The following is a 21,544-nucleotide window of genomic DNA, read 5'->3' as shown; positions in this document are numbered from 1 at the left end:
CTACTTGTTCAGAATGAGTTTGCCTTGGCGGGTGATCTTCATGCGGTACTCGGCGCCCTGATGGCGGATGACGATCTCGTTTTGCCCCTGAAAGAGCGTCTCGCTTTCCAGAATCGGCAAGCCGCGCACTCCGGCTTTCGTGCCGGTCTTTGCTGGTTCCTTGTCGTGATTCATTGGTAAGCTGCCTGCGTCCGTCTATACTTGATTCTGAAAATCATGTTTTATAAGTTGACTCTATTAATCACCTTTGTCTATCCACGCAATAGACGTTTTGCCTGTTGAGGGATAGGATTGTGGCCGATCGCGATATGCCCCTGAGGGCCTTTTCAAATTCCGGAGATTCCTGACGATGAGATTATCGATTTGCGCAACCGCCCTCGTTTTCGCCCTGTCGCAGCCGGTCCTGGCGCAGGAAGCGGCCAGTGACGCGCCGGCGAGCGAACCGGCCGAAGCGACGGGACTTTCGATTTCGCTGAATACGCTCGAGACCACCGACAATGGCTGCAAGCTGACATTCCTGGTGGAAAACGACTTGCCCGAGACGATCGAAAGCCTTCAGGCCGAGGTCGCGCTGTTCGACAGCGAAGGCATCGTCGACCGGCTGACCATGCTCGATTTCCTGACCCTTCCGGCTGGCAAGAAGCGCGTGCGCCAGTTCGAGTTGCCCGGCGAAAGCTGTGACGCGCTCGGCGGCCTGCTGTTGAACGACATCAAGGTCTGCGATGCCGAGGGCGTGGATTGCATGGGCGCGCTCGAAACCGGTTCGAAGGCGGGTATTCCCTTCGACGGCTGAGGCCGGCCAGCGCATAATTGAGTGGACAATAGCTCCCGATGATGAATGACCAGGCCATGTTTGCGATGGGCTTGCCGGGCGGCACGCGCGAGCGTCTTGACGATGACGCGCTCGATGATGCTGTCGTGCGGGAAGATAGCCCCTTTGGCGCGGCGGCACCTGAGATCGCCCCCGAAATCGGCATTGCGCCTGCGTCGGACGTCGACCTTGACAAGGTGGTGTTCGAACTGAAGGCGGCGGCAAGCGCGGTCGGTTACGCACGGAAAGTGGAGTCCGCCGACGGGTCTGGCGAGACCGATGCCGTAGAATTGCCCCTGGAAGATGCCGAGCTCGGCGTTGTTCCTCAGGCAGGGTTTCTCGACAGGGGCACTGTGCGGGCGGGCAAGCGCCTTTCCGCTGCAACGCTGGCGTCTCTGTTAATCCATTCCGCCGCCTTTGCGTTCGCGCTGCATGTTGCCCGCGTCCTGCCGGAAGCGCCCATGGAAGAAGGCAGCACCGTCGTCAGCGTGATCATGGTCGGGAACGGCGATGTGGATGCCGCTGCAAGCGGCGCGGAGCCGACGATGGTTGAGGCCGAACCGGTGCCGGTGGAAACCGCGACGGCGGTCGAGGCCGAGCCGCTGGAGACCACTGCGGCCGAGCCGCTTGTGCCGCAGCCACCCGCCCCCGTTGAACAGGCCGCGCCGACGCCCGTCGAGACGCTGGCACCGCCGCAGACCGAGACCGCAGCGCCGGTGATCGCCGAACCGGTCGTCGCCCAACCAAGCACCCCGGCGGTGCTCGCCGCAGCGCCAAGCACGGCGCTTGCGCCCTCGACGGATCCGCCCGCGCCGCCGGTTGTCGAACAGGCGGTCTCACCCGCAGCAACGCCCGCGACCGCGCCCGTCGTCGCCGAAGCCCTGCCGCCGCAGGAGACGCCGGCCAACCCGCCGGCTGAAACGGCCGAGCCGCTGACGGCGCAAAGCGAACCGGTCGAAACCATCAAGGCGCAGGAGGACGATCCGGAGCTGGCCTACGATATCGATGCGCCCGTTCCCGCGCCGTCGCCGTGGAAGACGGAGCCGGTGCCCGCAGATCAGGTGGCCACCCGCAAGGCTGAGGAGCGCGCCAAACCGAAGCCCGTTGAACAGCGGCAGGTCGTCAAGCGGTCTTCGACCGGTTCCTCCGGCCAGTCAAACCGCGATGCGCGCAAGGGCGTCGCTTCGGGCACGGCCAACACCGGCGCGAGCCAGGCGGCCAAGGCGCGGGCTGGCAACAGCGGAAACGGCGAGGCGGAGATGGCCAATTATGCCGGCAGACTCAGGGCGAAGCTGCGCCGCTCCGTGGCCTCGGAACGCTATTATCGCGGCGTGGGAAGGCTGCAGTCGACCGTTGTCGTCAATGTGAGATTGAACCGCTCCGGCGCCATTGCCGGATTGTCTCTGGGCAAGTCATCCGGCAACAGCAAGGTCGATGCGATCGTGCTGCAGCGCGCCCGCGCCGCCGGTCCCTTCGGCGCGTTCCCGGCGAGCTATCGCGGCGCAAGCCACAATTTCTCCCTGCCGATTCAGCTCAATCTCGGCCGCTGAGGCAAGGATACCGTCTTACGATCCGATGGTGCGCTGAAGGCCCTGGATGGCCGGCTGGTAAGTGGGGTCGAGCTGCTTGGCCTTCTGATAGTAGGAGGCCGCCTTGGTGAAATCGCCCTGGCGTTCCAGTACAAGCCCGATATTGGCCCAGCTTTCGGCGACCGATTGATCCAGCGCCAGCGCCTTGTCGAAATCGGCGCGGGCGTTCTGGTCGTCGTTCAGCGCCAGATAGGAGACGCCGCGGCCATTATAGGGCTGCGGCGATTTCGGCGACAGCGAGATCGCCTTGGAGAAGTCGGCGATCGCCAGTTCCTGCTGACCGCGCTTCTGGTAGATCAGGCCGCGACTGTGATAGGCGCGCGGATCGGTGGTGTTGAGCTGGATGGCGCGGGTGTAATCGTTGAACGCGTCGTCAAGCTGGCCCGATTCGCGGTAGAGATTGCCGCGGCCGATATAGGCGACATCGTAATTGCTGTTGATCTGCAGCGCGCGGTTATAGTCGTTGAGCGCGTCCATCTGCCGGCCGAGGCTGCGTTCGATCAGCGCGCGGTTGGCATAGGCCTGGTAATAATTCGGATTGAGCGCGATCGCCTGGTTGAAATCCTCGATCGCCTTCCGGTCGTCGCCGGCGCGGCCATAGGCGGCGCCGCGCACATTGTAGGCGCCGGGATCGTTGGGGTTGGATGCGATCACGTTCGAAAGCGAGGCGATGTTCTGCTCGGAGCCCTGCGCGGCATCGATGGCGAGCACGTTCTGGTTCATGACCTGGCCGGTCTGGCAACCGGCGAGCAGGCCCACCGTGCCTGCCAACACGATATACCGGGCAAATCGCAGCTTGCCTGCCGTGAACGAGCCGCCCGAAAGCGCGCTGGTGATCTTCGTCATATCCATCCCCAATAATTGCATGCCTTTTGCGACAACAGCCGGCGGGAAGTTTTTGTTCCCCCTCCGGTTTCGAAAGAGGCTCCCCACAATCTACATGATCGAGGTTAAAATTCTGCCAAATAAAAAGGCGGGAACATGTGCTCCCGCCCTAAGAACGCATCAATGTGCTGAAAAAGCGACAATCAGCGAGAAACCAGACCTTCGCGAACGGCGCGCTTGCGAGCCAGCTTGCGAACGCGGCGGATGGCTTCCGCCTTTTCGCGCGCACGCTTCTGCGAGGGCTTTTCGTAATGGTCGCGCATCTTCATTTCGCGGAAGATGCCTTCGCGCTGCATTTTCTTCTTCAGAGCGCGGAGGGCCTGGTCAACATTGTTGTCGCGGACAAGTACTTGCACGTGTATCCCGTTCCTTGGTCGTTGGTGTCTGAGCCTGGCAAATACTTGCACGTTCAGGCATTGATTGGTCTTAAGGCGGTACAATCCGCCCATATCTGGCGTCGCGATTAACAGATCGCGGCCGATAAGTCCAGCCCTTACCGTAAGACAAGGGCTGGCAGAGCGAAAAATCCGGGCTTCGATTGACAGGATTCGCCGCCAAAGGCAATCCTTTTTGAAAGACCACGCCACGGAAATCGCGATGTCGAAGGCGGATCGAAAAAGCGTCGCAAAAAGGACGTTGCCTCGTATTCCGATTTGCGATTGGTATAGTGGCAACGACGCCGGCGAACCCCCGATGGAGCCCCATTATGCGCAAATATTCCGTTTTCGCTCTCGCGCGCGAGGCCATGCGCCATCACAAGGGCTGGGAGAAGCACTGGACCTCGCCGGAGCCGAAAAGCGAGTATGATGTCATCATCATCGGCGGCGGCGGCCATGGCATGGGCGCGGCCTACTACCTCGCCAAGGAACACGGCATCACCAATATCGCCGTGATCGAAAAGGGCTGGGTCGGCGGCGGCAATACCGGCCGCAACACCACGATCGTGCGGTCCAACTATCTCTATGACGAGAGCATGGATATCTACGAGCATTCGCTCAAGATGTGGGAGGGCCTGTCGCTCGATCTGAACTACAACGTCATGTTCTCGCCGCGCGGCGTAATGATGCTGTCGCATAATGAACATGACCGCCAGTCGTTCAAGCGTCATGTCCACGCCAATCGGCTCTACGGCATCGACAATGAATGGCTGACGCCGGTGCAGGCCAAGGACTACTGCCCGCCGCTCGATATCTCGGCCTCCGCACGCTATCCGGTCAACGGCGCCGCCCTGCAGCGCCGCGCCGGCACGGCCCGCCATGATGCGGTGGTCTGGGGCTATGGCCGCGCGGCGTCGGATCGCGGCGTCCACATCATCCAGAACTGCGAGGTCAAGGCGATCCGAAGGGGCGCGGATGGCGCGGTGACGGGGGTGGAGACTAATCGCGGCTTCATCGGCGCGAAGAAGATCGGCGTCTCCGCCTCGGGCCACAATTCGGTGGTGATGGCGATGGCGGATGTCCGCCTGCCGCTCGAAAGCCAGCCGCTGCAGGCGCTGGTTTCGGAACCGCTGAAGCCGATCTTCCCCTGCGTGGTGATGTCGAATTCGGTCCACGCCTATATCTCCCAGTCCGACAAGGGCGAACTTGTGATCGGTGCGGGCACCGACCAGTATAATTCCTATTCCCAGACCGGGGGGCTGCAGATCATCACCCATACGCTCGACGCCATCTGCGAGCTGTTTCCGATCTTTCGCCGGGTCAAGATGATGCGCCAGTGGGGCGGCATCACCGACAACACCCCGGACCGCTCGCCGATCCAGAGCGTGACACCGGTGCCGAACCTGTTCGTCAATTGCGGCTGGGGCACGGGCGGCTTCAAGGCAACGCCCGGTTCGGCGCATCTCTTCGCCCATCTCATCGCCAAGGGCGAGCCGCACAGGCTTGCCGCCGGCCTCACGCTCGAGCGCTACAATACCGGCCGGCTGATCGATGAAGCCGCCGCCGCCGCCGTTGCGCACTAGGAAAAGCCATGCTCTGGAACGTCAACAGGAAATGCGAGACCAGCGCCGGCATGGTGGCCTGGGGCAGCGCCGGCAAGGGGCCGCCGCTGGTGCTTGCCCATGGCTGGCCGTGGTCGTCGTTTTCCTGGCACCGCATTCTGCTGACGCTGTCGCATGCCTATACCGTCTACTGGTACGACATGCCCGGCTTCGGCCGCTCCGCCAAGGAGGCCGGGCAGGCGACGGGGCTTGATGTTCAGGGCCGGGTGTTCAAGGAGATGGTTCACTACTGGATGCTCGATGCGCCGCATGTTCTGGCCCATGATTTCGGCGGCGCCGTGACGCTGCGCGCGCATCTGCTCCACGATGTTCGCTATTCCAGCCTTACCTTGATGAATGTCGTTGCGCTGAGCCCATGGGGCTCCGAATTCTTCGATCATGTCGGCCGTCACGTCGATGCCTTCCAGCCGCTGCCGCCGCACATTCACGCGGCAATCGTCGAGGCCTATATCAAGGGTGCGCTGGTCAACGAGATCGATGCCACCGACCTGCGCGAACTGGTCAGCCCTTGGCTCACGCCCGAAGGCCACCAGAGCTTCTACCGTCAGTTCGCCCAGGCCGACGACGCCTTTACCGATGAATTCGCCGAGAAGCTGAAGCAGATCGCCTGCCCGGTCACCATCATCTGGGGCGAACGCGATCCCTGGATCCCGATCGAGCGCGGCCATCTTCTGGCGGGCCGGATCGGCGTGCCGCTTCATCCGCTTGCGGGCGCAGGGCACCTGCCGCAGCTGGAAGTCCCGCGCGGTCTCATCGACCTGATTATCTCTATTCCCGACGCCTTGCCCGAACTGGAGGGAAACTGAATGTTGCTGATTTACTGTCCCTATTGCGAGGAAGCGCGCAGCGAACTGGAGTTTACCGGCGCGGGCGAGGCGCATATCGCCCGGCCTGAAAACATGGTCGAACTCTCCGACGCGGACTTCGCCAATTATTTCTTCATGCGCACCAATCCCAAGGGGCTGCATTTCGAGCGCTGGCGCCATTCCCATGGCTGCGGCCGGTTCTTCAACGCCGCCCGCGACACCGTTTCCGACCGGTTCCTGAAAACCTACAAGACCGGCGAGCCGAAACCCGATCCGGCCGAGCTCGGCATGGGAGACGGCCAATGAGCGGCGCATTCCGGATTGCCGACAAGGGCCGGCTGACGCCCGCGAAAACCGTACGCTTCACTTTCGACGGCAAGACCTACACGGCGCTGGAGGGCGATACGCTGGCCTCGGCGCTGCTGGCCCACGGCGTCCATCTGGTGGGACGGTCGTACAAATACCACCGTCCGCGCGGCTTCCTGACGGCGGGTTCCGAGGAGCCCAACGCGCTGTTCGATATCGCCCGCGACAGCGCCCGCCGCCAGCCCAATGTGCGTGGGCCGGTGCAGGAAGTGTTCGACGGCATGAAAGCGGGCTCGCAGAACCGCTGGCCGTCGCTTTCCTTCGATGTCGGCGCGATCAACGATCTCGTCTCGCCGATGCTGATCGCCGGCTTCTACTACAAGACCTTCATGTGGCCGTTCAGCGCCTGGCACAAGGTCTATGAGCCTGCGATCCGCAAGGCCGCCGGCCTCGGCGTGGCACCGACGGAAGAAGATCCCGACAGCTATGCCAGCCGCTACGTTCATTGCGACGTTCTTGTGGTCGGCGCGGGGCTTGCCGGGCTTACGGCGGCGCTTTCGGCCGCGCGGGCCGGCAAAGACGTCATCATCTGCGACGAGAAGCCGGAGCCCGGCGGCGCGCTGCAATATGAGAGCGGCACCAAAATCGATGGCAAATCGGGCTATGACTGGGCGGTTGAAACCGCTGCCGAGCTCGCTGCCATGGACAATGTCCGCTACCTGCCGCGCACCACGGCTTTCGGCTACTACAACCATAATTTCCTCGGCCTGTGCGAGCGACTGACCGATCACCTGCCGAATGCGAAGGCCGACGGCCCGCGCGAGCGGCTGTGGCAGGTGCGGGCGGAAAAGGTGGTGCTGGCCACCGGTGCGATCGAACGCCCGATGGTGTTTCCCGACAATGACCGTCCGGGCATCATGCTGGCTTCGGCCGCGCGCAGCTATCTCAATCATTACGGCGTCGCGGTCGGCTCCAAGATCGGGGTCCACTGCGCCCATGATTCGGCCTATGAGGCCGCCTTTGATCTCGCCCGCGCGGGCGTGAAGGTGGTTGCCATCATCGATAGCCGCGCCGAGCCCGGCCCAGGCCTTGCCGAGGAGGCGAAGGCGCTCGGGATCACGCTCCATACCGGCCACAGGGTGGTCGGCACCAAGGGCCGGCTCAGGGTCAAATCCATGCGGGTCAAGGGCGGCGGCAAGCCGCGGGACTACGATATCGACGCGCTGATCACATCGGCAGGCTGGACGCCGTCCGTGCATCTGTTCTCACAATCGCGCGGCAAGCTCGCCTTCGATGCGGAAAACGAACGGTTCCTGCCGAGCGTCTATGCCCAGAACGCGGTCTCGGTCGGCGCCTGCAATGGCACCGATGCCGTGGCCGATCTGGTTGCGGAGGCTGCAGCGGCGGGCGGCGGCTTTGCCGAAATCGCGGCTGCGACCGAACACGCATGGACCGGCGGCATGCTGGGCGAATGCGATGATGCCGAGCCCTACGCCAAGGCTTTCATCGATTATCAGCACGATGTCTGCGCCAAGGATATCCGTCAGGCCGTGCATGAGGGCATGGCCTCGATCGAGCATATCAAGCGCTTCACTACCAACGGCATGGCGTCCGACCAGGGCAAGCTTTCCAACATGCACGGGCTGGCGATCGCCGCCGAAATGCTGGATCGGCCGATCCCGCAGGTGGGGCTCACCACCTTCCGCCAGCCGTTCACGCCGGTCACCTTCGGCACCCTGATCAACCATTCGCGCGACGCCCTGTTCGATCCGGCGCGCAAGACGCCGATCAACGCCTGGGCGGAGGCTGAGGGCGCGCCGTTCGAGGATGTCGGCAACTGGAAGCGCGCCTGGTATTTCCCGCACGCGGGCGAAACCATGCATGACGCGGTCAACCGCGAATGCCGCACGGTGCGGGAGGCGGCGGGCGTTTTCGATGCCTCCACCCTCGGCAAGATCGAGGTTGTCGGCCCGGATGCCGAAGCCTTCATGAACCTGATGTATTCCAATGCCTGGTCGACGCTGAAGCCCGGCAAATGCCGCTACGGTCTGATGCTGCGCGAGGATGGCTATATCTACGATGACGGCGTCGTCGGCAGGCTGGCCCACGACCGCTTCCACGTGACCACCACGACCGGGGGCGCGCCGCGGGTGCTGAACCTGATGGAGGATTATCTTCAGACCGAGTTCCCGCATCTGAAGGTCTGGCTCACCTCCACCACCGAACAATGGGCGGTGATCGCGGTGCAGGGGCCGAAGGCGCGCGAGATCATCGCGCCATTCGTTGAGGGTGTGGATATTTCCAACGAGGCCTTTCCGCATATGAGCCTTGCCGAATGCACGGTCTGCGGCGTTCCCGCGCGGCTGTTCCGGGTGTCGTTTACCGGCGAGCTTGGCTACGAGATCAACGTGCCCGCCGATTTCGGGCTCAAGGTCTGGGAAGCGGTGTTTGAACGTGCTGAAACCTTCGGGGCCTGCGCTTATGGCACCGAGACCATGCATGTGCTGCGCGCCGAGAAGGGCTATATCGTCGTCGGTCAGGATACCGACGGCACGGTGACGCCCTATGATGTCGGCATGGGCTGGGCGGTTTCGAAGAAGAAACCGGATTTCGTCGGCATGCGCGGCCTCAAACGGCCGGATCTCGTTGCCCAGGGGCGCAAGCAGCTCGTCGGCCTGATGGTCAAGAACAATCCCCGGCTGGTGCTGGAGGAGGGCGCGCATGTGGTGGCCGATCCTAATGCCGCAAAGCCGGTGCCGATGCTTGGCCATGTCACCTCGGCCTACTGGTCGGAGGCGCTGCAGAGTGGCATCGCCATGGCCGTGGTCAAGAACGGCCACGCCCTGAAGGGCCAGACGCTCTACGTGCCGATGCCGGAGCGCACGATCGCCGTCGAGGTGGTCGACACAGTTTTCTATGATCCTGAAGGAGCGCGCATCAATGGCTGAGCAATTCACAGCGGAACGCGACCTGCCGCTTGCCGGCGCCTATGGCGGCTCGGGCCTTGCCCGGCTGGTGGTGGCGCGCCCTGCCACCCGGCTTTCGCTCAGGGCCGGCGAGGACGCAATCCCCGGCCTCAACGGCATGCTGGAACTCGATCTGCCGGTGAAGCCGCTGACCTCCTCGGGCGGGGAGGGGCGCTATGCCTTCTGGCTTGGGCCCGACGAGTGGCTGGTGATTGACGAATACGAGGACGACCTCGCCGGTCGGCTCGGCCCGGCGGCAGGGCCCTATTCGGCGGTCGATGTCTCGCACCGCAATATCGCGATCATGGTCGACGGACCGGGCGCTGCCGCAACGCTGAACGCGGCCTGCCCGCTTGATCTGAGGCTCGAAAGCTTCCCGGTCGGAAAGGTCGCGCGCACGGTGCTCGGCAAGGCGGAGATCATCCTCTATCGCAAGGAAGAACAGACCTTCCGCGTCGAATGCTGGCGCTCGTTCGCGCCTTACGTCTTCGGTCTGCTCGATCAGGGGGCGAAGGACGCGGCCTATTGAGATCGCCTTTCAGCGATTAAAAGGCGCGCCGACATCGCTCACACCGTTTCCGGCCGATCCGCGGCGGCGAACTGGACCAGCGTGATCCATTCGGCCGACAGCGCCGGCTTGCGTTCGCCCTCGATCTCGACGGTGACGGCGTAGTTGATTGCGAGCAGTTCCGCGCCCCGGAAACGGGCATCCTTCAGCACGAACCGGCCGCGGACCTTTGCGCCGCTTTTCACCGGGGCCATGAAGCGCACCTTGTCGAAGCCGAAATTGATGCCCATGGTCTGCTCGCGAATGCGCGGGGCGCAATCGTAATTCATGGCGGAAAGCAGCGACAGCGTCAGAAATCCGTGCGCGATCGTGCCGCCGAAGGCAGTCTCCTTGCGAGCCCGTTCGGGGTCGGTATGGATGAACTGGTGGTCGAGCGTTGCATCGGCGAAGGTGTCGATCATCGATTGATCGACCGTGAACCAGCGCGACAGGCCGACTTCCTGTCCGATCAGTCCCTTGACGTCACCCAGAGAAATTTCGAGAACCATCGGGCCTTCTTTCGTCGCCTGAGGAGCGGTCAATGCGTCTCTCCTTCGTTAAGTCTCTCGGCATAGAGCGATACCGAGCGGGGTGCAAGCGCGATCTCGACGGCGCCTTCGCTTTGGCCGGCAAGGCTGTGCCAGCCGTCTTCGTGGGTCTCGGGCAGCAGGAACACGGCTTCCTCATGGCCACGATTGATGAGCACGGCAAGGCGCGTGGGATGGCCGGTCGTGGTCTCGGTGGTTGAAAGCACCATGCTGAGGCACTGGCATTCCGGGCACTCCCAGTCGGCCACATCCATGACCTTGCCATCGGGCCTGAGCCACAAAACGTCGTCGTCTGTGAAGAAATCCGTTTGCGAGAACACGGCGAAGCGCTTGCGCAACGCTGAGAGCTCGGCGGTGTGGGCCACCAGTTTCTCGTCCATATGCGCCCAGTCGATCCAGGTGATCTCGTTGTCCTGGCAATAGGCGTTGTTGTTGCCCTTCTGGCTGCAGCCACCCTCATCGCCGGCCTTCAGCATGATCGCGCCGCGGCTGACGAACAGCGTGGCGAGAAGGGCGCGCAGGTCCTGCCGGCGCCGGTTGTTGACCAGTTCGTTGTCGGTCTCGCCCTCGACGCCGTTGTTCCAGGAATAGTTCTCGTCGTGACCATCGCGGTTGTGCTCGCCGTTTTCGGCATTGTGCTTGTGCACATAGGCCGTCAGGTCATAAAGCGAGAAGCCGTCATGGGCGGCGATGAAATTCACCGAGCGCGTGCTGTTCTGGCCGTTTGTCGAAAAGATGTGCGAGGAGCCGGACAGTGCGTCGGCGAGCAGGCCGGTCATGGATGGATCGCCACGCCAGAATTTGCGGATGTCGTCGCGCGTGTTGTCGTTCCATTCCAGAAAGGGCGGCGGAAACTTGCCGAGCTGGTAGCCGCCGGGGCCGATATCCCAGGGCTCCGCGATCATCGTCCGGTCTTTCAGGACCGGGTCGTTGAGGATGGCGTGAAGCGTCTCGGAATCGGTATCGAAGCCCTCATACCGGCGGCCCAGCACCGGCGCCAGATCGAAGCGGAAGCCGTCGATCCCGGCCTGGGTCACGAAATGGCGCAGACTGTCGACGATATACTGGCGCACCATCGGATGGTCGCAGGCAATGGTATTGCCACAGCCGGTGTCGTTGATCAGCACGGAAGGGTCGTCATGGGCGAGACGGTAGTAGGTCGCGTTGTCGAGCCCGCGAAAGCTCACAATCCCACCGAATGGGTCGCTTTCGCCGCTGTGGTTGAAGACCAGATCGAGAATGACGCCGATGCCGGCCTGATGGAGGGCCTTCACCGCTTCCCGGAGTTCCGCGATGCCGCCCGGGCAGATGCGCGGCTCCAGCGCCATGAAGGTGACGGGATTGTAGCCCCAGGCATTGGTGAGGCCGAGCGGCTGCAGGTGGCGCTCGTCCATCCAGGCTGTCACCGGCAGAAGCTCGATCGCGTCGACGCCGAGTTTCTTCAGGTGATCGATTACGGCCGGGTGGCCAAGCGCTGCCACCGTGCCCCGTATTGGCTTCGGCACGTCGGGATGGAGCATGGTGAGCGCGCGCACGCCCGCCTCGTAGATCAGTCCGCCATCGGGAAAATCGACATGACCGATCTCCTCCGCGCTGTCGGCGACGACGATGCTCTTCGGCACCATGTCGGCGGTGTCGACGCCGAATTCGCTGAGATCGGGATCGAACCGGTAGGACCGGTCGACCTCGCGGGCATAGGGGTCGGTGAGCAATTTCGACGGGTCGGACCACAGCCCGTTCATCGGATCCCATTCGCCGAAAGCGCGGTAGCCGTAGCGCTGTCCGGGTTTGATCCCGTCCACCATCAGGCGGAACAGATTGCCGCCGGCATGCGCCATCGGCAGCTTCGCGGTTTGAGCGCCGGCCTTGTCGAACAGGCATAATTCCATGCCGGTGGCGGCTTCCGAATAGACGGAAAATTCCACGCCCCGGTCCAGAATGCGGACGCCGGGCTTTTTCGAAGGCTCGGACATCGCGCTCAGGTAATCACGGTCGGGGCGGTGCGGCCCGTTCGCTTGGCAATCTCGGCGACATGCTCGGCATAGGCGATCAGGTCGGCAAGCGTTTCCTGGGTGTCCTGTTCATGCTTGGCCGGGTCGGGCTCGTAGTGTTCGAGATAGACCCTGAGCGTGGCGCCGGAAGTGCCGGTGCCGGAGAGGCGGAAGACCACGCGCGAGCCGTTTTCGAACAGGATGCGGATGCCCTGGTGCCGGCTGACGGAGCCATCAACCGGGTCGTGATAGGCAAAGTCGTCGGCTTCAGTCACGGTGAGGTCGCGGAATGTGGTGCCGGCAAGCGTATCGAGCCGGGCCCTAAGCGTATCCATCAGCCCGTTGGCCGCTTCGGTTTCGATGCCCTCGTAGTCGTGGCGGGAATAATAGTTGCGGCCATATTCCGCCCAGTGCTTCTTGACCACATCGAGCGCGGGCTCGCCGCGCACCGCCAGAATATTGAGCCACAGCAGCACCGCCCAGAGCCCGTCCTTCTCGCGCACATGGTTGGAGCCGGTGCCGAAGCTCTCCTCGCCGCACAGCGTCGCCTTGCCGGCGTCGAGCAGGTTGCCGAAGAATTTCCAGCCGGTCGGGGTCTCGTAGCAGCCGATGCCGAGTTTTTCCGCCACGCGGTCGGCGGCCTGGCTGGTCGGCATCGAACGGGCGATGCCGGCGAGGCCGCCCTTGTAGGCCGGGGCCAGATGGGCATTGGCCGCGAGGATCGCGAGACTGTCGGAGGGCGTGATAAACACGCCGTGGCCGACCACCATGTTGCGATCGCCATCGCCATCCGATGCCGCGCCGAAATCCGGCCCGCCTTCGCCCATCACGGCGTCATAAAGCGCCTTGGCGTGGACAAGATTGGGATCGGGATGGTGGCCGCCGAAATCTTCTTTCGGCTCGAAATTCATCACCGAGCCTTCCGGCGCGCCGAGGCGGTTTTCCAGGATTTCCTTGGCATAGGGGCCGGTCACGGCGCTCATTGCATCAAACGAAATCCGGAAGCCCGCGGCGATATGAGAGCGGATCGCATCGAAATCGAAAAGCTGTTCCATCAGTTCGGCATAGTCGGTGACGGGATCGAAAACCTCGACCTCCATGTCATCGACCTTCGAGGTGCCGATCGCGTCGAGCGAAACGTCGGGAGCCTCGGAAATCCGGTAGCGGTCGATCAGCTTGGTGCGTTCATAGATCGCGTCGGTGATCTTTTCCGGCGCGGGGCCGCCATTGGCGGTGTTGTACTTGATGCCGAAATCCTCGTTCGGCCCGCCGGGATTGTGGCTCGCCGAAAGAATGATGCCGCCGAAGGCCTGATATTTGCGGATCATGTTGGAAGCCGCCGGCGTCGACAGGATGCCGCCTTGGCCGACCATCACCTTGCCGAAGCCGTTGGCGGCGGCCATCTTGATCGCGGTCTGGATCACTTCGCGGTTGAGATAACGTCCGTCGCCGCCGATCACCAGGGTCTTGCCCTTGAAGTCGCCGATGGAATCGAAGATCGCCTGAATGAAGTTCTCGGCGTAATGCGGCTGGGAGAAGACCGGCACCTTTTTCCGAAGGCCGGATGTGCCGGGCTTCTGGTCGGTGAAGGGTGTAGTCGGAATTGTCACGCTCATGGTTTCGACACCATCAAATCGAGTTGCTTGTAAAGATCGGCGTAGAGACCGGCGCTGGCCTTCCACGACACGTCGCTCTTCATGCCCTGCTTTTGCATGGTGAGCCAGGTTTTCTTGTCGTTATAGAGGCCGATCGTGCGGCGTATGGCGTGCGACAGCGACCACGGTTCGACCGGCGAGAACTGGACGCCGGTGGCGGCGTTGACGGCAAGGGCGGCCGGGTTGGCGTCGATCACGGTATCGGCAAGGCCACCGGTGCGCGCAACAACGGGAATGCAGCCATAGCGCAGCGCATAGAGCTGGGTCAGGCCGCAGGGCTCGAACCGCGAGGGCACGAGAATGGCGTCGGCGCCGGCCTGCACCATATGCGACAGCTTCTCGTCATAGCCGATAATGGTGCCGACCCGGCCTGGGTAATAGCGCGCGGCATTGCGGAAGGCTTCCTCAAGCCCCGGTTCGCCGGAGCCGAGCACGGCGAGCTTTCCGCCCATGGCCACCAGATCGCCGACGACGGAGGCGAGGATATCCATGCCCTTTTGCCATGTCAGGCGCGATACGACGGAGAAGATCGGGGAATCGTCATTGTCGAGGCCGAAGGTCTCGCTCACGGCCTCGCGGTTGGCAAGCCGCCCCCTGGGCTTGTGGGCGGAATAGCGACTTGCAATGGTGTCGTCGCTCGCCGGGTCCCAGACATCGGTGTCGATGCCGTTGACGATGCCGTGCACGGTATGGGCGCGGGCCGAGATCAGTCCTTCCAGACCCATGCCATATTGCGGGGTCTGGATCTCGCGGGCATAAGTGGGACTGACGGTGGTCACCATCCAGGCGGTCTGCAAGCCGCCCTTCAGGTAGCTCACCCTGCCGTAATATTCGACGCCGTCAACGGCCAGAGCGTGGTCGGGAAGGCCGAGCCAGGGGAAGATGCCGGTATCAAAATTTCCCTGGAAGGCGATGTTGTGAATGGTCAGCATCGAAGGCTTTTCCGGCGTCGGGCCGAACCGCATATAGACCGGCGTCATGGCCGCCTGCCAGTCATGAGCATGCACCAGATCGGGCTCCCAGCCGGGTATGGCGCCGGCGGCGATATCGGCCGCGGCCTTGGAAAGCGCGCCGAAGCGCCGCCAGTTGTCGGAATAGCCCTCGCCATGGGGCGCGTTGTAGGGATTGCCGAAACGGCTGAACAGGGCAGGGGCGTCGAGGATGAGAAGGTCCAGGCCGTCATGGCGGGCTTCAAGCACGTTCGCCTGCTCGCCGAACAGATCATAGAGCGTGATCACCTTTTCGGCCTTGTCGCCGACCGCCTTCATCACCGCCGGATAGCCCGGGATCAGCGTGCGGGTGTGGATCCCGTAGGAGGCCAGCGCAAGCGGCAGCGCGCCCGCGACATCTGCAAGCCCTCCCGTCTTGATCAGCGGGTAGATTTCCGAGGCGACGGAAAGAACCTTCATGTTTTATGTGTCCAGTTTATCAATCATTGACTGCGTAATGAGGCAGATGCCGCTTTCGGTGCGGCGGAAACGACGGGCGTCGAGCTCGGGATCTTCGCCGACGATGAGGCCTTCGGGAATATGAACGCCGTGGTCGATGATCACGTTCCTGAGCTGGGCATAGCGGCCGACGTGAACCCGAGGCAGAACGACCGCGCCTTCGAGGCGGGAATAGGAATTGGCGCGCACGCCGGTGAAAAGCAGGCTCTTGTAGAGCTGCGAACCGGAAATGATGCAATCGCCGGACACCACCGACGAGATCGCCGACCCGCGGCGGTTCTCATCGTCATGCACGAATTTCGCCGGCGGGGTGACCTCGGAATAGGACCAGATCGGCCAGGACTTGTCGTAGATATCGAGTTCGGGCACCACGCCGGTCAGGTCGATATTGGCCTGCCAGTAGGCGTCGAGCGTTCCGACATCGCGCCAATAGGCCTGCTCCTCGTAGCTGGAGCGGATGCAGCTCTTCGAGAAGCGATGCGCCAGCGCCTTGCCGTTCTTTACGATGTAGGGGACGATATCCTTGCCGAAATCGCGGCTGGAGGTCGGGTCAGCGGCATCGCGGTAGAGGCAATCGAACAGAAACTTGGTCTTGAAGACGTAAATGCCCATCGAGGCGAGCGCCATCGTCTCATTGCCGGGAATGCCGGGCGGATTGGCGGGCTTTTCGACGAAATCGACGATCCGGTCGTTCTCATCGACATGCATGACGCCGAAGCCCTTGGCCTCCTCCACCGGCACTTCCAGGCAGCCGATCGTGATGTCGGCGCCGTCGTTGACGTGCTGGCGCAGCATCATCTCATAGTCCATTTTGTAAATATGGTCGCCGGCCAGAATGATCATGTATTCCGGACCGTAGGAATCGATGATGTCGATGTTCTGGTAGACCGCGTCGGCGGTGCCCTCATACCACTGCGTTTCGGAAACGCGCTGGGAGGCGGGGAGCACGTCGAAGCTCTCGTTCCTTTCCGGGCGGAAGAAGTTCCAGCCCTGATGAAGATGGCGGATGAGCGAGTGGGCCTTGTACTGGGTCGCGACCCCGATGCGGCGGATGCCGGAATTGAGCGCATTCGACAGCGCGAAATCGATGATCCGGGTCTTGCCGCCGAAATAGACGGCGGGCTTGGCGCGGGTATCCGTCAGCTCTTTCAGCCGGCTCCCTCGACCGCCGGCCAGAACATAGGCCATGGCGTCACGCGCCAGCGGCTGTCCCATGCGATTGTTCATCCTTCCCTCCCCAAAAATTACTCTTCCGGTTCCAGCATGATCGTGGCGAGCGGCGGCAGCATCAGGCCGGCGGAGATGCCGCCATTGGCGTGGCTTTCGGCGCGCACGCGCCCGCCATTGCCCAGCCCGCTGCCGCCGTAGATTTCAGCGTCTGTATTCAGGATTTCCCGCCAGATGCCTGCCTTGGGCAGCGGCACGTGATAGCCGTCGCGCGGCACGGGGGTCAGGTTGCTGACGACCACGATCGGCTTTTCGCCGGGCGCCTTGCGCTGCCAGGCGAAGACGGAGTTGTCGTGATCGTCGACGATGGTCCACTCGAAGCCTTCCGGCTCGCAGTCGCGGGCGTGAAGCGCGGGTTTGGCGCGGTAGGTGAAGTTCAGATCGCGCACCAGCCGGCGCACACCCTCATGGGTATTGTAGTCGAGAAGGTTCCAGTCGAGCGCGCGCGCCTCGCTCCACTCGCTCCACTGCGCGAATTCCTGGCCCATGAACAAGAGTTTCTTGCCGGGATAGGCCCACATGAAGGCGTAGTAGGCGCGCAGATTAGCGAATTTCTGCCAGTCGTCGCCGGACATCTTGGCGATCAGCGATCCCTTGCCGTGCACCACTTCGTCATGGGAGAGCGGCAGCACGAAGTTTTCGGTAAAGGCATAGGTCAGGCCGAAGGTGATTTCCTGGTGGTGGTGCTTGCGGTGCACGGGCTCGCGGCCGAAATAGGTCAGCGTGTCGTGCATGAAGCCCATATTCCACTTGAAGCCGAAGCCAAGGCCGCCCTCATGGACCGGCTGCGAGACTTTCGGCCATGTGGTCGATTCCTCGGCGATGGTCATCATCTCGGGATGCTGCCCGTAAACCGCCTTGTTGGTCTCCTGGATGAACCGCACCGCGCCGAGATTGGCGTTGCCGCCATATTCATTCGGGATCCATTCGCCGTAGTTGCGGGAGTAATCGAGATAGAGCATCGACGCCACCGCATCGACGCGCAGACCGTCGACATGGAACTTCTCGCCCCAGTAAAGCGCGTTGTTGAGCAGATAGGACGCCACCTCGGTGCGATCGAAATTGTAGATCGCGGTGTTCCAGTCGGGATGAAAGCCCTTGCGCGGGTCGGCATGTTCGTAAAGCGCCGTGCCGTCAAAATTGCGCAGACCATGCTCGTCGGTCGGAAAATGCGCCGGGACCCAGTCGAGCAGCACGCCGATGCCGACCTTGTGGCAGCCATTGACGAAGCGGGCGAAGCCCTCCGGCTCGCCGAAGCGGGCGGTCGGCGCGTAAAGCCCGGTGGTCTGGTAGCCCCAGGACGGGTCGAAGGGATATTCGGACACTGGAAGGAATTCGATATGGGTGAAGCCCATGTCGGCGCAATAGGGGATCAGCCGGTCGGCGAGTTCGTCCCACGACAGAAACGACCCGTCATCCCGACGCTGCCATGAACCCGGATGGACCTCGTAGATCGAGATCGGTTCGCGGCGCTTGTCGCTTGAGGTCCAGTGTTCGCGATGCTCCTCGTCGTCCCATTCCTGCTCAAGTTCGGCCGCCGTCAGCGATGCCGTCTGCGGGCGCAATTCGCTGCGGCGGGCAAAGGGATCGGCCTTCAGCGGCAGGAGAGTGCCGTTGGAGCCGATGATTTCGTATTTATAAGGCGTGCCGGGCTCGACTTCGGGCGCGAAGATTTCCCACACGCCGGAATCGGAACGGAACCGCATCATGTGGCGCCGGCCATCCCAGTTGTTGAAGCTGCCGACCACGGAGACGCGGCGCGCATTCGGCGCCCACACGGCAAAATGAAAGCCCTTCACCCCCTGATGGGTCATGGGATGGGCGCCGAGCTTGTCGAACAGGCGGAGATGGGAGCCCTCGCGGACGAAATAATCGTCCATCGGCCCCAGAACCGGCCAGAAACTGTAGGGATCGGTTACCGTCCACGTCACGTCGCCGCGCCTTGCGCGATAACGGATCGGGACGAAGCTTGTGAGCGCCAGTTTCCCTGAGAAGAAGCCGGATGGATCCACCTGCGTCAACACGCCGAGAGGCTCGCCCTCAAGGTCGAAGGCCTCGACGCTCTCCGCCCCCGGCAGGAAACACCGGGCGACGAGATGACCGTTGATTTTCTGAATGCCAAGCACGGAAAACGCGTTCCCATGCGTGGCGTTCAAAATGGCTTCGATATCTCCTCTCGGCGGGGCGAAATCCCCGCCTTTATCCGGATCGACTGGCTCCGGTTGTCTCATAAGGCACCCCAAATGTCGCGAGCATACTCCCTGATGGTTCTGTCGGAGGAGAACCACCCCATTCGCGCAGTATTCCTTATTGCTTTAACGTTCCATGACGTCCGATCGTTCCATATCGCGTCGACTTCACGCTGAGCGGCGGCGTAGGCGTCGAAATCGGCGGCGACCATGAACCAGTCATGATCGTAGATGCCGCCGATGAGATCGGCATAGCGGCCGGGATCGTCGTGGGAGAACACGCCGGACGAGATCGCCGACAGCGCCTGCGACAGCTCCTTGGAGCCCTCGATCAGCTCGCGCGGATTATAGCCGTCGGCGCGGGTCGCCTCGACCTCCTCGGCGGTCATGCCGAAGATCACCATGTTCTCCGCGCCGATCCAGTCGCGCATTTCGACGTTTGCGCCGTCCAGCGTGCCGATCGTCAGCGCGCCGTTGATCGCGAACTTCATGTTGCCGGTGCCCGACGCTTCCATGCCGGCCGTCGAGATCTGCTCGGAAAGGTCGGCTGCCGGGATCATCACCTCGGCGGTGGAGACGTTGTAGTTCGGGATGAACACGATCTTCAGCAGGCCGCGCACCGCCGGGTCGTTGTTGATCACACGGGCGACGTCGTTGGCGAGCTTGATGATCAGCTTGGCGTTGTGATAGCTCGGCGCCGCCTTGCCGGCGAACAGCTTCACGCGTGGCACCCAGTCCATTTCCGGATGCGAGCGGATCTGGTCGTAGAGCGCCACTGCCTCGATGATGTTGAGAAGCTGGCGCTTATATTCATGGATGCGCTTGATCTGGATATCGAACATCGCCGACGGGTCGATGCGGGTGCCGAGCCGTTCGCCGATCAGGTTCGAAAGCCGAACCTTGTTCTCGCGCTTGACCGCGTCGAATTTCTCCTGAAAGGCGGCATCCTCGGCGAAGGCGTCGAGCGCCTTCAGCTTTTCGGCATCGTCGAGGAACTCGTCGCCGATGGAATCGCGGATCAGCCGGGTGAGCTTCGGGTTGCATTCCTTCAGCCAGCGTCGTGGCGTGATGCCATTGGTCTTGTTGTTGATCCTGTCGGGGTGGAGACGGTGGAGATTGTAGAACACCGTTTCCTTCATCAGCTCTGTATGAAGCGCCGAGACGCCGTTGATCGAATGCGAGCCGAGGAAGGCGATATTGCCCATGCGCACGCGGCGTTCGCCGCCCTCGTCAATCAGCGAGATCTGGCGGATTGCATCGTCGCTGGCGCCCTTCTGCTTGCGGGCATCAATGAGAACCTTGGCGTTGATCTGGTAGATCAGCTGCATGTGGCGCGGGAACAGCCGCTCGAACAGCGGAACCGGCCAGCTTTCCAGCGCTTCGGGCAGCAGCGTGTGGTTGGTGTAGGCGAAGGTCTTGACCGTGATGTCCCAGGCATCGTCGAACGCCATGTCGTGAATGTCGATCAGAAGCCGCATCATCTCGATCACGGCAATTGCCGGATGCGTGTCGTTGAGATGGATCGCGACCTTGTCGGGAAGGTTGGTGAACTCTCCGAACTGCTGCTTGTGTCGGCGCAGAATGTCCTGCAGCGATGCGGAGGAGAAGAAATATTCCTGCCGCAGCCTGAGCTCCTGTCCCGCCGGGTTGGCGTCGGCGGGGTAGAGAACACGGGTGAGCGTCTCCGCCTTGGTGCTTTCCTGCAGCGCGCCGATATGGTCGCCGGCATTGAACTTGTCGAGCAGGATCGGGTCGATCGCATCCGCCGACCACAGCCGGAGCGTGTTGACGCGCTTGGCGCGCCAGCCGACGACCGGGGTGTCGTAGGCCTCGGCCATCATCCGCTCGGCCGGCTTCCAGACATAGCGCGGCTCTGCGCCGCCTTCCTCGATGATGTCGACCTTGCCGCCGAAATTGATCTCGTAGGTGCTTTCGCGGCGATGGAATTCCCAGGGGTTGCCGTGGGCGAGCCAGGTTTCCGGCAGTTCCACCTGCCAGCCATCGGCGATCTCCTGGCGGAACAGGCCGTTGACGTAGCGGATGCCGTAGCCATAGGCCGGCACGTCGACGGTCGCCATGGATTCCATGAAGCAGGCCGCAAGCCGCCCGAGGCCGCCATTGCCGAGTGCCGCGTCCGGCTCAAGCCCGGCGATCTCCACCAGATCCACGTCGAGCTTGGCAAGCGCCTGGTTGACGGCGTCGATCATCTCCAGATTGGATATTGCATCGCGCAAAAGCCGGCCGATCAGGAATTCCAGCGACAGGTAGTAGACCCGTTTGGAGCCGGCGGCATAGGTCTGCCTCGTGGATTCCATCCATTCGTCGGTAATCCGGTCGCGGATCGCCAGAATGACGGCGCGCAGCCAGTCATGCGGCTTGGCGACGATTGTGTCCTTGCCGACCTGATAGATCAGCTTTTCCAGGATGCTGGCGGCCAGTTCGTCAGCATCGTGAGAGCGCGGGGTGGGCAGCGGGAGATCGGAGGTGGTCACTTTGTTCATCGTTTTTTCCGTCAATAAAAGGCTGGAAAATTGGGAGCTTCGACCGTCTGAAATTTGGACCCTCCAGCTCTGAAGA

17 protein-coding genes are annotated in these 21,544 nt (G+C 62.6%); 7 read left to right on the top strand and 10 right to left on the bottom strand.

Annotated features, from left to right (window positions below; translation table 11 throughout):
* Complete coding sequence (gene hemP, locus V6767_RS11700; RefSeq protein ID WP_448473660.1) at positions 1 to 174, bottom strand: hemin uptake protein HemP; 174 nt, start codon at positions 172 to 174, stop codon at positions 1 to 3.
* 175 nt (positions 175 to 349) lie between these two features.
* On the opposite strand from hemP, the gene V6767_RS11695 reads away from it, so the two are divergent.
* Both V6767_RS11695 and V6767_RS11690 read left to right on the top strand, forming a co-directional pair.
* A complete protein-coding gene (locus tag V6767_RS11695) occupies positions 350 to 793 on the top strand; it encodes a hypothetical protein (RefSeq protein WP_448473659.1) in 444 nt (147 codons plus the stop codon).
* Positions 794 to 831: 38 nt separating this feature from the next.
* Positions 832 to 2,361, top strand: coding sequence for a TonB family protein (locus tag V6767_RS11690; RefSeq protein WP_448473658.1), 1,530 nt, complete (start codon positions 832 to 834; stop codon positions 2,359 to 2,361).
* A 15-nt stretch (positions 2,362 to 2,376) separates the two neighbouring features.
* Here V6767_RS11690 and V6767_RS11685 read toward each other — a convergent pair whose 3' ends face one another.
* Together V6767_RS11685 and rpsU are read right to left on the bottom strand one after the other, a co-directional pair.
* Positions 2,377 to 3,252 (bottom strand): tetratricopeptide repeat protein, encoded by an 876-nt coding sequence (locus V6767_RS11685; RefSeq protein WP_448473657.1) that lies wholly within the window; start codon positions 3,250 to 3,252, stop codon positions 2,377 to 2,379.
* Positions 3,253 to 3,428: 176 nt separating this feature from the next.
* Entirely contained in the window at positions 3,429 to 3,641 is a 213-nt protein-coding gene (gene rpsU / locus V6767_RS11680; protein WP_026173590.1) for a 30S ribosomal protein S21, read from the bottom strand.
* 350 nt (positions 3,642 to 3,991) lie between these two features.
* Between rpsU and V6767_RS11675 the strand changes: the two genes are divergently transcribed.
* From V6767_RS11675 to V6767_RS11655, 5 genes are read left to right on the top strand one after another with little or no spacing between them, the layout of a single operon-like run.
* The gene (locus V6767_RS11675) at positions 3,992 to 5,245 is read left to right on the top strand and encodes a sarcosine oxidase subunit beta family protein (RefSeq protein ID WP_448473656.1); all 1,254 of its coding nucleotides are present in this window, start codon (positions 3,992 to 3,994) and stop codon (positions 5,243 to 5,245) included.
* A gap of 8 nt (positions 5,246 to 5,253) precedes the next feature.
* Complete coding sequence (locus V6767_RS11670; RefSeq protein ID WP_448473655.1) at positions 5,254 to 6,090, top strand: alpha/beta fold hydrolase; 837 nt, start codon at positions 5,254 to 5,256, stop codon at positions 6,088 to 6,090.
* On the top strand, positions 6,091 to 6,396 hold the full coding sequence (locus V6767_RS11665) for a sarcosine oxidase subunit delta (protein WP_448473654.1): 306 nt from the start codon (positions 6,091 to 6,093) through the stop codon (positions 6,394 to 6,396).
* Positions 6,393 to 9,344 (top strand): sarcosine oxidase subunit alpha, encoded by a 2,952-nt coding sequence (locus V6767_RS11660; RefSeq protein ID WP_448473653.1) that lies wholly within the window; start codon positions 6,393 to 6,395, stop codon positions 9,342 to 9,344. The genes V6767_RS11665 and V6767_RS11660 overlap by 4 nt, the downstream gene beginning before the upstream one ends.
* Complete coding sequence (locus tag V6767_RS11655) at positions 9,337 to 9,891, top strand: sarcosine oxidase subunit gamma (protein WP_448427502.1); 555 nt, start codon at positions 9,337 to 9,339, stop codon at positions 9,889 to 9,891. Before V6767_RS11660 ends, V6767_RS11655 begins: the two co-directional genes overlap by 8 nt.
* Before the next feature lie 38 nt (positions 9,892 to 9,929).
* On the opposite strand, the gene V6767_RS11650 is transcribed toward V6767_RS11655, so the two are convergent.
* From V6767_RS11650 to V6767_RS11620, 7 genes are read right to left on the bottom strand one after another with little or no spacing between them, the layout of a single operon-like run.
* On the bottom strand, positions 9,930 to 10,418 hold the full coding sequence (locus tag V6767_RS11650) for a MaoC family dehydratase (RefSeq protein ID WP_448473652.1): 489 nt from the start codon (positions 10,416 to 10,418) through the stop codon (positions 9,930 to 9,932).
* Positions 10,419 to 10,447: 29 nt separating this feature from the next.
* Positions 10,448 to 12,430 carry a glycogen debranching protein GlgX gene (gene glgX / locus V6767_RS11645; RefSeq protein ID WP_448473651.1) on the bottom strand — a complete coding sequence of 661 codons (1,983 nt, stop codon included), beginning with the start codon at positions 12,428 to 12,430 and terminating at the stop codon, positions 10,448 to 10,450.
* A 5-nt stretch (positions 12,431 to 12,435) separates the two neighbouring features.
* On the bottom strand, positions 12,436 to 14,064 hold the full coding sequence (locus tag V6767_RS11640) for an alpha-D-glucose phosphate-specific phosphoglucomutase (protein WP_448473650.1): 1,629 nt from the start codon (positions 14,062 to 14,064) through the stop codon (positions 12,436 to 12,438).
* A complete protein-coding gene (glgA, locus tag V6767_RS11635) occupies positions 14,061 to 15,512 on the bottom strand; it encodes a glycogen synthase GlgA (protein ID WP_448473649.1) in 1,452 nt (483 codons plus the stop codon). The genes V6767_RS11640 and glgA overlap by 4 nt, the downstream gene beginning before the upstream one ends.
* Before the next feature lie 3 nt (positions 15,513 to 15,515).
* On the bottom strand, positions 15,516 to 16,778 hold the full coding sequence (gene glgC, locus V6767_RS11630) for a glucose-1-phosphate adenylyltransferase (protein WP_448473648.1): 1,263 nt from the start codon (positions 16,776 to 16,778) through the stop codon (positions 15,516 to 15,518).
* A 17-nt stretch (positions 16,779 to 16,795) separates the two neighbouring features.
* Positions 16,796 to 19,009 carry a 1,4-alpha-glucan branching protein GlgB gene (gene glgB / locus V6767_RS11625; RefSeq protein ID WP_448473647.1) on the bottom strand — a complete coding sequence of 738 codons (2,214 nt, stop codon included), beginning with the start codon at positions 19,007 to 19,009 and terminating at the stop codon, positions 16,796 to 16,798.
* The gene (locus tag V6767_RS11620; RefSeq protein WP_448473646.1) at positions 19,006 to 21,468 is read right to left on the bottom strand and encodes a glycogen/starch/alpha-glucan phosphorylase; all 2,463 of its coding nucleotides are present in this window, start codon (positions 21,466 to 21,468) and stop codon (positions 19,006 to 19,008) included. Before V6767_RS11620 ends, glgB begins: the two co-directional genes overlap by 4 nt.
* Positions 21,469 to 21,544: the final 76 nt, after the last annotated feature.

This window comes from Martelella sp. FLE1502, assembly GCF_053484255.1.
The sequence above is the reverse complement of the archived record's forward strand: the minus strand, read 5'-3'. Positions and strand labels throughout refer to the sequence as shown.